Source organism: Actinomadura physcomitrii (assembly GCF_008923205.2).
In the GTDB taxonomy this organism is placed as follows: Bacteria; Actinomycetota; Actinomycetes; order Streptosporangiales; family Streptosporangiaceae; genus Spirillospora; species Spirillospora physcomitrii.
Genome location: NZ_WBMS02000017.1, coordinates 160,337 through 173,094 on the forward strand (window position 1 = coordinate 160,337; position 12,758 = coordinate 173,094).

Annotated in this window: 10 protein-coding genes, 1 tRNA gene and 1 riboswitch; of the genes, 10 read left to right on the forward strand and 1 reads right to left on the reverse strand. The window is 71.9% G+C overall.

From position 1 onward, the window contains the following. The first annotated feature begins 9 nt into the window (after window positions 1–9). Both F8568_RS22600 and F8568_RS22605 read left to right on the forward strand, forming a co-directional pair. Window positions 10–186 (forward strand): CopG family ribbon-helix-helix protein, encoded by a 177-nt coding sequence (locus F8568_RS22600; RefSeq protein ID WP_151594773.1) that lies wholly within the window; start codon window positions 10–12, stop codon window positions 184–186. Continuing rightward, the gene (locus F8568_RS22605; RefSeq protein WP_151594772.1) at window positions 164–1,342 is read left to right on the forward strand and encodes a site-specific integrase; all 1,179 of its coding nucleotides are present in this window, start codon (window positions 164–166) and stop codon (window positions 1,340–1,342) included. The genes F8568_RS22600 and F8568_RS22605 overlap by 23 nt, the downstream gene beginning before the upstream one ends. 102 nt (window positions 1,343–1,444) lie before the next feature. Here the strand turns inward: F8568_RS22605 and F8568_RS22610 are convergent. Further along, a tRNA-Pro gene (locus F8568_RS22610) sits at window positions 1,445–1,518 on the reverse strand. Between the two features lie 161 nt (window positions 1,519–1,679). Between F8568_RS22610 and F8568_RS22615 the strand changes: the two genes are divergently transcribed. From F8568_RS22615 to F8568_RS22650, 8 genes are all read left to right on the forward strand, one after another. Continuing rightward, complete coding sequence (locus tag F8568_RS22615; RefSeq protein ID WP_202125112.1) at window positions 1,680–2,348, forward strand: hypothetical protein; 669 nt, start codon at window positions 1,680–1,682, stop codon at window positions 2,346–2,348. A gap of 115 nt (window positions 2,349–2,463) precedes the next feature. Continuing rightward, complete coding sequence (locus F8568_RS22620; RefSeq protein ID WP_328600943.1) at window positions 2,464–4,320, forward strand: PP2C family protein-serine/threonine phosphatase; 1,857 nt, start codon at window positions 2,464–2,466, stop codon at window positions 4,318–4,320. A 481-nt stretch (window positions 4,321–4,801) separates the two neighbouring features. Further along, window positions 4,802–4,951, forward strand: a riboswitch (cyclic di-AMP (ydaO/yuaA leader). Between the two features lie 12 nt (window positions 4,952–4,963). Next, complete coding sequence (locus tag F8568_RS22625; protein WP_236008882.1) at window positions 4,964–5,749, forward strand: CHAP domain-containing protein; 786 nt, start codon at window positions 4,964–4,966, stop codon at window positions 5,747–5,749. 204 nt (window positions 5,750–5,953) lie between these two features. Then, window positions 5,954–8,851 (forward strand): bifunctional glycosyltransferase/CDP-glycerol:glycerophosphate glycerophosphotransferase, encoded by a 2,898-nt coding sequence (locus tag F8568_RS22630; protein ID WP_151594771.1) that lies wholly within the window; start codon window positions 5,954–5,956, stop codon window positions 8,849–8,851. Next, entirely contained in the window at window positions 8,829–10,133 is a 1,305-nt protein-coding gene (locus F8568_RS22635) for a glycosyltransferase (RefSeq protein ID WP_151594770.1), read from the forward strand. The genes F8568_RS22630 and F8568_RS22635 overlap by 23 nt, the downstream gene beginning before the upstream one ends. A 24-nt stretch (window positions 10,134–10,157) precedes the next feature. Next, on the forward strand, window positions 10,158–11,339 hold the full coding sequence (locus F8568_RS22640; protein WP_151594769.1) for an acyl-CoA dehydrogenase family protein: 1,182 nt from the start codon (window positions 10,158–10,160) through the stop codon (window positions 11,337–11,339). Continuing rightward, the gene (locus F8568_RS22645; RefSeq protein WP_151594768.1) at window positions 11,336–12,115 is read left to right on the forward strand and encodes an SDR family oxidoreductase; all 780 of its coding nucleotides are present in this window, start codon (window positions 11,336–11,338) and stop codon (window positions 12,113–12,115) included. Before F8568_RS22640 ends, F8568_RS22645 begins: the two co-directional genes overlap by 4 nt. A gap of 9 nt (window positions 12,116–12,124) precedes the next feature. Beyond that, window positions 12,125–12,742 carry a TetR/AcrR family transcriptional regulator gene (locus F8568_RS22650; RefSeq protein ID WP_151594767.1) on the forward strand — a complete coding sequence of 206 codons (618 nt, stop codon included), beginning with the start codon at window positions 12,125–12,127 and terminating at the stop codon, window positions 12,740–12,742. Window positions 12,743–12,758 lie beyond the last annotated feature (16 nt).

The window sequence follows — 12,758 nt, forward strand, 5'->3', positions numbered from 1 at the left end:
GATGCACACATGACGGAAGACAGGACGACCCTGCCCGCGGTGCGGGTGGACATGGCGTTCAAGCAGCGCCTTGCCGCGTACGCGGAGTCGCAGGAACGCGACGTGTCTTGGGTCATCAGGAAAGCGATCAAGGAGTATCTCGACCGACGCGAGGAGCGATCGATTGAGCAAGATCTTGATCGGTAAGTACGCAGGAACCATCTACCAGGAGAAAGGAGGCTATACCGGAGCCGTGGCCCTCGGCTTCGGGCCGGACGGCAAACGCAAGCGGCTCAAGCGGAAGGGCAGGACCAAGAGCCAGGTTCTAGACAGGCTCAAGGAGGCAGTCGCCGACCTGGAAGCGGGGGTCAAGACTCCCGTGAACTACACGGTCGGGGACGCCGTCGAGGACTGGCTCGCCAAGGGACTCAGAGGCCTCGACGACGACACGGTCATCAACTACCGGAGTCTCGCCCGCAAGCACGTCATCCCGCTGATCGGCAAGCCCCGACTCGGCGACCTGAAGGCGGACGACGTGGACACCTGGCTCGACGGCCTCACCGACTCGCTGTCCACCCGGACCTTGCGGCTCGTGCACGCGATCCTCAAGCGCGCGATCCGTCAGGCGCAGGCGCGAGACATGGTCACGCGCAACGTGGCCGAGCTGGTCAAGACCCCCAAGGGCCTGGCCGGACGTCCGAGCCGGGCGCTAACGCTCGAGCAGGCCCAAGCCGTTCTCGCGGCGGCCAAGTCATCGCGACTGCACGCCTACGTCGAGCTCAGCCTCCTGACGGGCGTCCGAACCGAAGAGGCGCGGGCTCTGCGCTGGGACCACGTCGTGGCGTGGGTCGACGAAGAAGAATGGCGGCCCGTGGTCAAGGCCGGCTTCGACCACGAAAGGTTCGCCATCTACGTGTGGCGGTCCGTGCGGGCCGGCGGTGATACCAAGACCGAGAAGTCGCGTCGAACGCTGGAACTGCCTGGACGGGCGGCGGAGGCTCTGCGCAGACACCACACGCGGCAGGCCGCGCAGCGGCTCAAAGCGGGGGAGGTGTGGCAGGACAACGGCCTGGTGTTCTGCTCGACGAGCGGAAGGCCGCTGGACGCCGCCAACGTGCGGCGGGCGTTGCGGCTTATCACCAAGAAGGCGGGGATCGGGGAGACTTGGTCGCCGCGCGAACTGCGTCACTCGTTCGTCTCGATCATGAGTGACGGCGGCCTGCCTATCGAGGCGATCGCTGATCTGTGCGGGCACTCCTCGCCGGCGGTCACCGGGGAGGTCTACCGGCATCAGCTCCGGCCGGTGATCACCAAGGGCGCGGAGGCCGTCGACGCGGTGTTCGGTCCGAGCAAGTCGGCGTAGGTCGGGTGACGGTGGCTCCCCTTTTGGCTCCCCATCGACCTTCAAGATCGAAAAAGGGCTCCGGAATGATCTCCGAAGCCCTTCTGACCTGGTCTTTCTCTGTCGGGACGGCGGGATTTGAACCCACGACCCCTTGACCCCCAGTCAAGTGCGCTGCCAAACTGCGCTACGTCCCGGTGCCCGCCTGAGCGGGCGTGATTACTCTAGCGCAGTCCGGAGGGTCGTGCGTACCGGGTTGTTGCCGCCGGGGGTGCGGGCCTCGTGGGTCGTCTTCGATCTCGCGGCGGGGCGTGCGGTCGCGGAGCGGCGGCCGGCGGAGGTGTTCCGGGCGGCCTCGGTGGTGAAGGTGCTGCTGGCGCTCGACTTCCTGCGGGGACGGGACGTTCGGGGACGGGACCGGGGGCTCGTCGAGGCGCTGTTGAGGGCGAGTGATGACGCGGCGGCGGACGAGTTGTGGGAGCGCGGGGGTCGTGCGGGGATCGTCGAGCGGATGGTGCGCCTGATCGGGTTGCGGGAGACGGTGCCGCCGCCGGCGGAGATGCAAGGGTGGTGGGGGTACACGGGGATCAGTGCCGGCGACGTGGTGCGGGTCTATCGGTATGCGCTGGGTGTGCCGGAGGGGCGGTTCGTGCTGGAGCAGTTGGGGCGGATGGCGGACAAGGGTGCGGACGGGTTCGATCAGGTCTTCGGGATCGCGGGGGCGGGGGCGGTCAAGCAGGGGTGGTCGGGGTTCGAGGACGTGCCGGACCGGCGGCGGGCGCCGGAGGAGCTGGGGCTCGGACGGCCCGCGCTGCACACGACCGGGGTGGTGGGCGGCAGGGTCGTCGCGGTGCTGACGCTGCATCCGGAGGGGACGTCCGCCGAGGCGGCGGCGGAGTGCGTGACGGCGCTCGCGAGGGCTGTGATGCAGGTCACAGCGGTGGGTAGGGGTTCGTCTCCGGAAGGTCAGTGGAAGCGGTCCTTTTGGGGCGAAAAGAAAAAGCCGGTTAAAGATCCGGACTGGTAACGAAGATGGTGGCGAACGGACCTTCGTCGACGTATGTAGCTTTTTCTCCCAGGCATGAAACGCCGAACGGGGGACTGGAGTGTCGGAAGCGGACGGCACGAGGGGACCGTCTGGTGTGCACGCGGCGGACCTCGAGAACCTGCGGGGGGCGGCGCACGACCGCGCGGTGCTGGCCGAGGCGCGGGTGATGCTGGCCCGGCGGCTGAAGGTGCCGCCCGGCGAGGCGCTGCAGCACCTCATCTGGCTCGCCCGTGACCTGGAGATGGAGCTGCCGGAGGCGGCGGCGATGGTCGTCCAGGGCGGCGGCGTCGGAGCCGAGGGCGCGGTGGTGGCCGGGCGGCGGCCGCCGCGCGCGGAGGGCACCGACCGGCGGGGCGTGGTGTCCGAGGCCGAGGACCTGCTGCACCGCCTGGCCGCCGAGGACACCGGGGGCGACGCCGCGCTCGTCGAGGGGCTGCCCGCGGACCCGGTGGCGCGGGGCCTGCTGGACGGGGCGCTGGACTCCGCGGCGCACCTGGTGCCGGTGCGCGGCCCGGACGGCGAGGTCCAGGACTTCCTGTACGCCGAGCTGAACGAGGGCGCCCGGGACCTGTTCGGGCGGGGCGCCGAGGAGCTGACGGGGCAGCGGCTGCTGCGGACGGATCCGGGCGCGGCGCTCAGCGGCCTGTTCGAGGACTACGTCGCGGTGCTGGAGGGCGGGACGGCCCTGGACCGCGACTCGATCATGTACTCGACCGTTCAGGGCGGGCTGTCGCGGTCGTCGCGGATGAGCGTGCGGTGCGTCCAGGTGCCGACGGGCGTGTGCCTCACCTGGCGGTACCACTCCGGTGAGGACCGCACGGTGCGGCGGCTGGAGCGGGTGGAGCGGCTGGCGCTGATCGGGTTCGGGGAGTGGGACCTGGTCACCGGGCAGGCGGACTGGACGCCGCAGATGCTGGCGAACTACGGCCTCGGCCCGGACGAGGTGCCGCCGGCGCCGCACGACCTGCCGAAGGTGGTCGCCGACGACGACCTGCCGCTGGTGGAGGAGGCCGTGCAGACGATGTTCTCGCGGCGGGAGCCGGTGGAGGCCGAGCACCGGGTGATCGGCAAGGACGGCGCGCCGCGGCATCTGTGGGTGTTCGCCGAGCCGGTGCTGGACGACTCCGGGCTGCCGGTGTCGATCAACATCGTCTCGCAGGACATCACGCGGCGCCGCGGGGTGGAGCGGGCGCTGGCGGAGACGCGCCGGCAGATGCTCAAGCAGCAGGCGCGGACGGCACAGGAGCGCAAGGTGGCGGTGACGCTGCGCCGGGCGATCCTGCCGGACGAGGAGGAGGAAGGGGAGCTGCCGGGGCTGCGGGTGGCGATCCGGGCGCTGGCGGCGGAGAGCACGGCGCGGATCGGCGGAGACTGGTTCGCCACCCGCGCGATGCCGGACGGGCGGGCGCTGTTCGCGATCGGGGACGCGGCGGGGCACGGCCTTCCGGCGGCGGCGTCGATGGCGCGCAGCCGGAACGGGCTGCTCGGCCTGTCGTGCACGGGGGAGTCGGCGGGGCAGCTGGTGGGCTGGCTGAACGAGCTGGTCGGCAGCATGGACCCGCCGGCGACGGGCACCGCCATCGTGGGCCATTACCGGCCGGACCGGCGCGTCATGGAATGGACGTGCGCCGGGCATCTGCCGCCGATCCTGGTGCGGGACGGGCATGCCGAGCCGCTGGAGGTCTACCGCGATCCGTTGCTCGGCGCGCTGCCGGACTGGGAGTACACGACGATCTCCACGGAACTGCATCCGGGGGATCTGCTGTTCCTTTACACCGATGGGCTGGTGGAGCGCAGGGACACCGATCTCGACGAGCGGATCGAGCGGCTCACCGGCATTCTGCGGGAGTCCTCGGCGGGGCCGGAACTGGCGCTGGACGAGGTGCTGGCGCGGATGGAGCACGACCGGGCGGCCGACGACACCACGATGTTCGCCCTGCACGTGGAGTGATGATCGCCAGGTCAGGCCTGTCTCGAACTCGAGTGATCTAGGACACACGGACCGCCGTACGGTGCGGTCGGTGTGATGTGCGCCGCCGTTGCGGCGGCTGCCGGTAAGGGCTCGCGGGACCGGCCGCCTTTTGATCATTTTACCTTTTCGGGTTCGGGGAGCGGGTCGGGAAACTCCTGTGCCGCAAGGGTTTCCGGGCGTTCGGAGAAAGATCGGGAAGGCGTGGCCGCGGGCCGCCGTTGCAGGCGGGTCGGAAGGGCGTCGAGCAGGCAAAAGATCCTTTTGTGGCTGTTTTGCTTTTCCGTCGGGTGTTGGTACCTTCTTGCACGAATCACGCAGCGCGTTCCATGCGTTGCACGCCGGCCGCTTCCATGCGCGGCCGTGGGTCGCTGAGCGGAATCCGCACGCGACGCGCGCCACACGATGCGCGCCCCCTCGAGATCAGTCGCTGAGATACATCCGAATATCCGGCACCGCGTCCCGCGGTGCGAGGCCGAGTCCGTCCAGGTCCACCCGACCGGACGGAGCCGGGGACCCAAGGTTCCAGGGGTGAATCGGCGCGTCCGCGCGCCGTAGGGCTCTTCCATGCCCGAATCCGTCAGCTAACCCGGTAGGCGTCATGGGAGACAAGGAGATTCCCTGCATGACCGGTCGTTTCGATCGTCTTACCAAGAGCATTGCCCCCCGACTGAGCGCGCTGCGCCTCACCGGCGCCGCCCCCCGCGCCGCGCTCGCCCGCATGAGCCCCGAGGACCGGGCCGTGGGCGTCGCCGTGGCGGGTGTGATGGCCGGGGCGGTCGGACTCGCGATCTTCACCCCGCTCACCGGGGACACCGCGTCCGCCGAGACCCCCGCGCAGGCCGCCGCCGTTCAGCGCCACGAGGGCGCGGCGTCCGAGCACACCTCCCGCAAGGCGGCCCGGTCCGCGTCCCGCACGGTCGCCGCGTCCACCGTGATCAAGCTGGCGAAGTCGCAGCTCGGCGAGGGCGAGAACCGCGACGGCTCGACCAAGTACGCGGACTGGTACGCCTCCACCCGGCACGCCGCGGTGACCGCCCGGCGCGACGGCGGGACCGTCGGCGACTACCGGGGCGCCGAGTGGTGCGACATGTTCGTGTCGTGGCTCAGCGCGCAGACGGGCGTGAAGAACATGGGCTGGGACGCCTACACCGTCCAGCACGCCCAGTGGTTCGAGAAGGGCCACCGCTGGGGCGACACCGCCAAGCCCGGCGCCGTCGTGTTCTTCGACTGGCAGAACGGGTCCCGCGGCGGGATCGACGACATCGACCACGTCGGCCTCGTCGTCAAGGACAACGGCAACGGAACGATCACCACGATCGAGGGCAACACCGACAATGCCGTCAAGGAGAAGATCCGCGACAAGTCCGAAGTCGTGGGATACGGATACCCGGACTACGCCAAGTCCTGATCATCCGGTCCCGCTCGACAATGATCAATTGCTGCGGATGGGAGGCGCCCGGTCACAGATCGGGCGCCTTCGGCGTTCCAGGGTGGTCTGCCGCGACCTTTCGGGTAATGCTAAGCATTGACAGCTTTTGATCTGGGTTGGCCCTTGCCGCCTCCTTGATGGAAAGGAATCCCTGGCACGCCGGAGTAGCGGAAGGGGATGCCCATGCGGGTGCGCCCGGATGTGAGCGTGGTGGTGATCGCCTACAACGACGCCGCCCGGCTGCCGCGGGCGGTCGCCTCGTCGCTGGCGCAGTCGCTGGGCGGTGTCGAGACCCTGATCGTCGACGACGCGAGCACCGACGGCACCGGCGAGGCCGCCGACCGGCTCGCCGCGGCGCATCCCGGCCGGGTCCGCGCGGTGCACCTGCCGGTCAACTCCGGAGGCTGCGGCCGGCCGCGCAACGTCGGCGTCGAGCGGTCGGACGGCCGGTACGTGATGTTCCTCGACAGCGACGACCTGCTGGACCGGCACGCATGCCTCAACCTGCTCTCCGCCGCGCAGGAGACCGGAGCCGACCTGGTCTCCGGGCTCTGCGACCGGGTCTTCCTGGACCTGCCGAAGGGATCGAAGGGCCGGGTACGGCCCTGGTACCCGTGGCTTTACCGGCGCAGTGCCGTGTACGGGTCGCTGGAGGAGAACCCGGACCTGCTCTACGACACCCTGTCGACGAACAAGCTCTACCGCCGGGGGTTCCTCGAGGACGGCGCGCTGCGCTTCGTCGAACGGCTGCACTACGAGGACCTGCTGTTCAGCGCGGAGGCGTACACGGCCGCCGCGCGCACGGCCCTGATCCCGCACCGGGTCTACCACTGGCTCGTGCGGGAGGGGCAGCCGAGGCCGTCGATCTCCAACCGCCGGGACGAGCTCGCCAACTTCGCCGACCGGCTGGAGATCCACCGGCGCATCGACATGCTGTTCGAGCTGCGCGGCGCGGACGTGCTGAAGCGCGCGAAGGACGCCAAGTTCGTCAACCACGACCTGCTGCTGTACCTGCGCGAGCTGCGGGACCGCGACCCGGTGCACCGGGCCCGCGTCCTGGACCTGGCGGCCGGCTACCTGGCCGGGCTGGACCCCGTCGTGTTCGAGACGGCGAACCCGCTGGCCGCGATCGCCGCCTTCCTGGTCAGGGAGGGCGACCGGGACGGGGCGCTGGCCGCGGCCGACTACCTGCCGGGCGGGCGGTCGGACCTGCGGGCCCGCCTGACGGAGCGGGACGGCCGGATCTACTGGGGCGGGGGACCGCCGCGCGGGGACCTCGGCCGCCGCGTCCTGGACGTCACCGACTTCGGCTTCCACGTGCGCCCGCTCGAGGAGCTGCGGCCCGCCGCCGTCGTGACCCGGCTGGAGGTGCGCGGCGGCCGGGCGCGCATGGCCGGGCACGTGCTGAACCCGCTGGACCGGATCCCGCGCGGCGCGGCGCTGGCGGCGTCGCTGGAGTTCGGCGACCGGCGGCGCGGCGCCCGCCGGGCCCGGGTGCCCGCCGAGATCGTCCACGAGGGCGGCCGGCTGGCCTGGCGCGCCGAGTTCGACCCGCGGGCCCGCGTCCGGCCGATCGGGTTCGTCGACCCGGTGTGGGACGTCCGGCTCCGGGTGACGGCGGACGGCGAGGAGGTGGTCACCCGGCCCGGCGAGCCGGCCGGAGCTGGCGCCCCGGGCGGCCCGGACCTGCGCGGCGTCGAGCTGCCCGTCCGGCCTCGCCTGACGCGCCTCGCGGGCGACGTCCTCCGCTCGTACGTGACGGAGGGTGGGCACCTTGCGTTCGCCCTCGCGACCGGGGACCCGCGGACGCGGCGCGCCGCCGCCGCGGTCGTGCGGGTCGCGGGCAGCCCGCCGGCGCGGGCGGGCTGGCGGCGTGCGCGGCGATTGGAGCGATCCATGCGCCGCACGCTGGCGTCGAGCAGGACGAAGGCGGCGGTGTTCAACCGGATCCTGACAAGGCTGCCCGTCCGCCGGGGCCTGGCGGTGTTCGAGAGCCATCTCGGGCTGCACTACTCCGACAACCCGAAGTACATCTACCGGGAGCTGCGCCGCTCGGGCCGCCCGGTCGAGGCGGTGTGGTCGTACGCGTCGTCGGCGAAGGGCTTCCCGTCCGACGCCAGGCTGGTGAGGCGGGGCTCGTGGCGCTACCACCTCGCGCTCGCGCGGGCCGAGTTCTGGATCGACAACCAGGGCTATCCGGAGGGCCTGCGCAAGCGCCCCGAGACCATTTACGTCCAGACCTGGCACGGTTCGGCGTACAAGCCGATGGGGCTGGACCAGCCGCGGATGAAGAGCGGGCCCGCGTCCGACCGGGCCCGGCTCGCGCGGATGGTGGACCGCTTCGACTGCTTCCTCGTCCGCTCCGGGCACGACGCGGAGACCCTCGCCAAGGGGCTCGGCGTCCGGGCGGAGCTGCTGCCGGCCGGGTACCCGCGCAACGACCCGCTGGTCAACGGCGTGGGCGGCGACCCCGAACTGGCCGCCGAGCTCGCCGCGCTGCGCCGCTCGCTCCGGCTGGACGGCGAACGCCGCACCGTCCTCTACGCGCCGACCTTCAGAACCGGGCCGACGGGAAGGCCGGCCAAGGTGATGGAGCCGCCGGTGGACCCGGCGCGGTTCGCCCGCGAGCTCGGGGACGAGATCGTCCTGCTCGTCCGCCCGCACTACCTGTGCCGGGCGAACCTCCCGCCGTCGGCGGCGCGGACGATGCAGGACGTCGGCGACGTCGCGGACGTGACCCTGCTGCTCCTGCTCGCCGACGCGCTCGTCACCGACCACTCGTCGATCATGTTCGACTTCGCGCTGCTGGACCGGCCGATCGTGCTGCACCTGCCGGCGGACCGCGAGCACGAGACCGGCTACTTCGACCTGGAAGAGCACGCGCCCGGCCCGGTCACCCGGACCGAGGACGAGCTGATCGCCGCCCTCGCGGACCTGGACGCCGCCGGGTCCGCGCACGCGGCGCGGCGCCGCGCGTTCGCCGAGCGGTTCGGCGAGCACGACCGCGGTACCGCCGCGCGCACCGTCGTGGACCGTTACTTCGGAGAGAGGAGCGCCCATGGTTCCCAACGGAACCGCTGAGCACGCACCGCGCGATGTCTTCATCGTCTGCAACAACGTCGACGAGATGGGGGGCCTGCAGCGCTGGGCGCACCACATGGCGCGGATGCTGGCCGAGCGCGGCGACCGCGTCACCCTCGTCGGGATCGTCCGCGGACCGGCCCCGCACCACCACGGCCACGACGGCTCCTACCGGGTGGAGGTCCTGCACGACACGTGGCGCCCGCCGGTGCTGGAGTGGCGCCCCGAGCGGCTGCGGGACCGGATGAACGCGGCGGCGCGCGGGCGCGACGCGTGGCGGTCGGCCGTGCAGCGGCGCGGCGCCGCGCGGCTGACCCGGTTGTTCGCCGCGGCCCGTCCGGGCGCCGTGGTGATCGTGCCGCAGGTGTGGGCGATGGAGTGGGTCCGCCGGGCCGGCACCGCGGGGCTGCGGGTGATCGGCATGAGCCACGAGTCGTACGAGGCGAGCCGCAGGTCGTCCCGGTACCAGCGGGTGAAGCGGCATTTCGCGCACGCCGACCGGTTCCTCGCGCTGACCCCGGAGGACGCGGACGCGTGGGCGAGGGACGGCATGACGAACGCCGACCACATCCCGAACGCGCTGCACGTCACCCCGGCCGTCTACCCGACGCTCAACCTGCCCGCGGTCGCCTGCGTGGGGCGCCTGTCCTACGAGAAGGGCGTGGACCTGCTGCTGGAGGCGTGGGAGCGGGTGCACGAGCGGCATCCGGACTGGCGGCTGCACATCTACGGCACCGGGCCGGACGAGGACGCGCTGCGCGAGCGGGCGGCCGCCGCCGGGCCGGCCGGATCGGTCGAGTTCCGGGGCGTCGTCGCCGACGTCGAGGAGGCGATGGTCGAGGCGTCGGTGTTCGTGCTGCCGTCCCGCGCGGAGGGGGTGCCGATGTCGGTGCTGGAGGCGATGGCGTACGGGCTGCCGACGGTGGCGTTCGACTGCGCGCCGGGCGTGCGGATGCTGCTCGGCGAGCGGGGCGAGGAGACGGGCGGGCTGCTCGTGCGGCCGGGGGACACCGCCGCGTTCGCCGAGGCGCTGGAACGGCTGATCGAGGATCCGGAGCTGTGCTGCCGGCTCGGCGCGGAGGCCCGCGCGTCGGTGCAGCGCTTCCGGCCGGAGACGGTGCTGGCCCGCTGGGACCGGCTGTTCGACCTGCTGCACCGCGATCTCCCGGCGGTGCGCGAGCGCGCCGCCGAGGAGCGGTCCGCGGTGCCGGCGCCGGAGCGCGTGTCGCCGGCCGTGCAGGCGGGCGAGGTGGGACCGGCTCTGGAGGCCGATTCTTTCTAACAACTGTTTGGTAGAGTGCCGGGCGTGAACGACAACGAGTCCCCGGCGGACCGGGCGTTCCGCGCCGAGGTCCGCGGCTGGCTGGAGGCCAACCTGTCGGGCGCGTTCGCGCACGCGCGCGGGCTCGGCGGGCCCGGCCGCGAGCACGAGGCGTTCGAGGAGCGGCTGGCCTGGGAGCGGCACATGGCCGCGGCGGGCTGGACGTGCGTGGGCTGGCCCGAGGAGCACGGCGGACGCGGCGCCACCGTCCGGCAGCAGGTGATCTTCAACGAGGAGTACGCGCTCGCGGGCGCCCCGGCCCGCGTCGGCCACATCGGCGAGAACCTGCTCGGACCCACCCTCATCGCGTTCGGCACCGAGGAGCAGAAGGCGCGCTTCCTGCCGCCGATCGTCGCGGTCGAGGAGCTGTGGTGCCAGGGCTACTCCGAGCCCAACGCCGGCTCCGACCTCGCCAACGTGCAGACCCGCGCCGCGCTCGACGGCGACCACTGGACGATCGACGGCCAGAAGGTCTGGACGTCCAACGCCCTCGAAGCGGACTGGTGCTTCGTCGTCTGCCGCACCGAGCCCGGCTCGTCCCGCCACCACGGCCTGTCCTACCTGCTCGTCCCGATGAAGCAGGACGGCGTCGACATCCGGCCGATCGTCCAGCTCACCGGCACCTCCGAGTTCAACGAGGTCTTCTTCGACGGGGCCCGCACCGGCGCCCGCGACATCGTCGGCGCGCCCGGCGAGGGCTGGAAGATCGCGATGGCCACGCTCGGCTTCGAGCGCGGCGTCGCCACCCTCGGCCAGCAGGTCGGGTTCCGCCGCGAGTTCGAGGGCGTGCTCGACCTCGCCCGCCGCACCGGCGCCGTCGACGACCCGCTGCTGCGCGACCGGCTCACCCGCGCCTACACGGGGCTGGAGATCATGCGGCTGAACGCGGTGCGCACCATGGCCGGCGTCGCGTCCGGCGCGCCCGGCCCCGAATCCTCGATCTCCAAGCTCGTCTGGGGCACCTGGCACCGCGAACTCGGCGAACTCGCCATGGACGTCCTCGGCGCCGCCGGGATGGTCGCAGATGGCGAACCCTATGACCTCAACGACTGGCAGCGGCTGTTCCTGTTCTCCCGCTCCGACACGATCTACGCCGGATCCAACGAGATCCAGCGCAACATCATCGCCGAGCGCGTGCTCGGCCTCCCCAGAGAGGCTCGCGGATGACGCCGCCCCCCTACGTCCCCGGGCACGGCCTGCTCAAGGACCGCGCCGTCGTGATCACCGCCGCGGCCGGCGCCGGGATCGGCGGCGCCACCGCCCGCCGCTGCCTGGAGGAGGGCGCCCGCGTCCTGGTCTCCGACGCGCACGAGCGGCGCCTCGCCGCGTCCGCGGAGGAGCTGGAGAAGGAGTTCGGCGCCGACCGGGTCGCCTCCCTCGCCTGCGACGTCACCGAGGAGGAGCAGGTCCGGGAGCTGTACGCGCTGGGCGTCGAGCGGTTCGGCCGGATCGACGTCGCCGTCAACAACGCCGGCCTCGGCGGCACCGCCGACCTCGTCGACATGACCGACGACCAGTGGGGACGCGTCCTCGACATCACGCTGAACGGCACGATGCGCTGCACCCGCGCCGCCCTGCGCATCATGCGCGGCCAGGGCGCCGGCGTCATCGTCAACAACGCCTCGGTGATCGGCTGGCGCGCGCAGAAGGGCCAGTGCCACTACGCCGCCGCCAAGGCCGGCGTGATGGCCCTCACCCGCTGCTCCGCGCTGGAGGCCGCCGAGTTCGGCGTCCGGATCAACGCCGTCTCGCCGTCCCTCGCCATGCACCCCCACCTGGTCAAGGTGACCTCCGAGGAGCTGCTCGACGAGCTGACCCGGCGCGAGGCGTTCGGCCGCTACGCGGAGCCGTGGGAGGTGGCCAACGTTATCGTCTTCCTGGCCAGCGACTACTCCTCGTACATGACCGGGGAGGTCGTCTCCGTCTCTTCACAGCACGCTTAGGAACCGACCATGAGTCCACGACGGCGCGACGCCGAGGGCACCGCCGCCGCACGCGCGGAACGGCGGGCCGAACTGCTCGCCACCGCCGCCGAGGTGTTCGCCTCGCAGGGGTACTCCGCCACCACCGTCCGGAAGGTGGCCGACGCCGCCGGCATCCTCGGCGGCAGCCTCTACTACCACTTCGACTCCAAGGAGGCGATGGCCGACGAGATCCTGTCGACCTTCCTGGACGAGATGTGGGCGGCCTACGAGCGCGTCCTGGCGGCGGACCTCAGCGCCCGCGACACGATCGAGGCCATCGTCGTCGAGTCGTTCCGCTCGATCGACCGGCACCGGCCCGCCGTCGTGCTCTACCAGAACGAGTCCAAGCACCTCGCCACCAGCGAGCGCTTCCGCTACCTGCTCGAGTCGCAGCGCCGCTTCGAGACCATGTGGATGTCCCTGCTGGACCGGGGCGTCGAGGAGGGCGCCTTCCGCGCCGACCTCGACCGGACGCTGATCTACCGCTTCATCCGCGACACCGTCTGGGTCGCGGCCAACTGGTACCAGCGCGGCGGGCGGCTGTCCGCCGACGACATCGCCAAGCAGTACCTCGCCATGGTCCTCGAAGGCATCCAGGCGAGCTAGCCCCGAAGGAGACACC

Bases quoted from the DNA above. Each gene is read 5' to 3' on its own strand.
- F8568_RS22600 (WP_151594773.1), top strand. From the start codon at position 10: ATGACGGAAGACAGGACGACCCTGCCCGCGGTGCGGGTGGACATGGCG.
- F8568_RS22625 (WP_236008882.1), top strand. From the start codon at position 4,964: ATGACCGGTCGTTTCGATCGTCTTACCAAGAGCATTGCCCCCCGACTG.
- F8568_RS22630 (WP_151594771.1), top strand. From the start codon at position 5,954: ATGCGGGTGCGCCCGGATGTGAGCGTGGTGGTGATCGCCTACAACGAC.
- F8568_RS22635 (WP_151594770.1), top strand. From the start codon at position 8,829: ATGGTTCCCAACGGAACCGCTGAGCACGCACCGCGCGATGTCTTCATC.
- F8568_RS22645 (WP_151594768.1), top strand. From the start codon at position 11,336: ATGACGCCGCCCCCCTACGTCCCCGGGCACGGCCTGCTCAAGGACCGC.
- F8568_RS22650 (WP_151594767.1), top strand. From the start codon at position 12,125: ATGAGTCCACGACGGCGCGACGCCGAGGGCACCGCCGCCGCACGCGCG.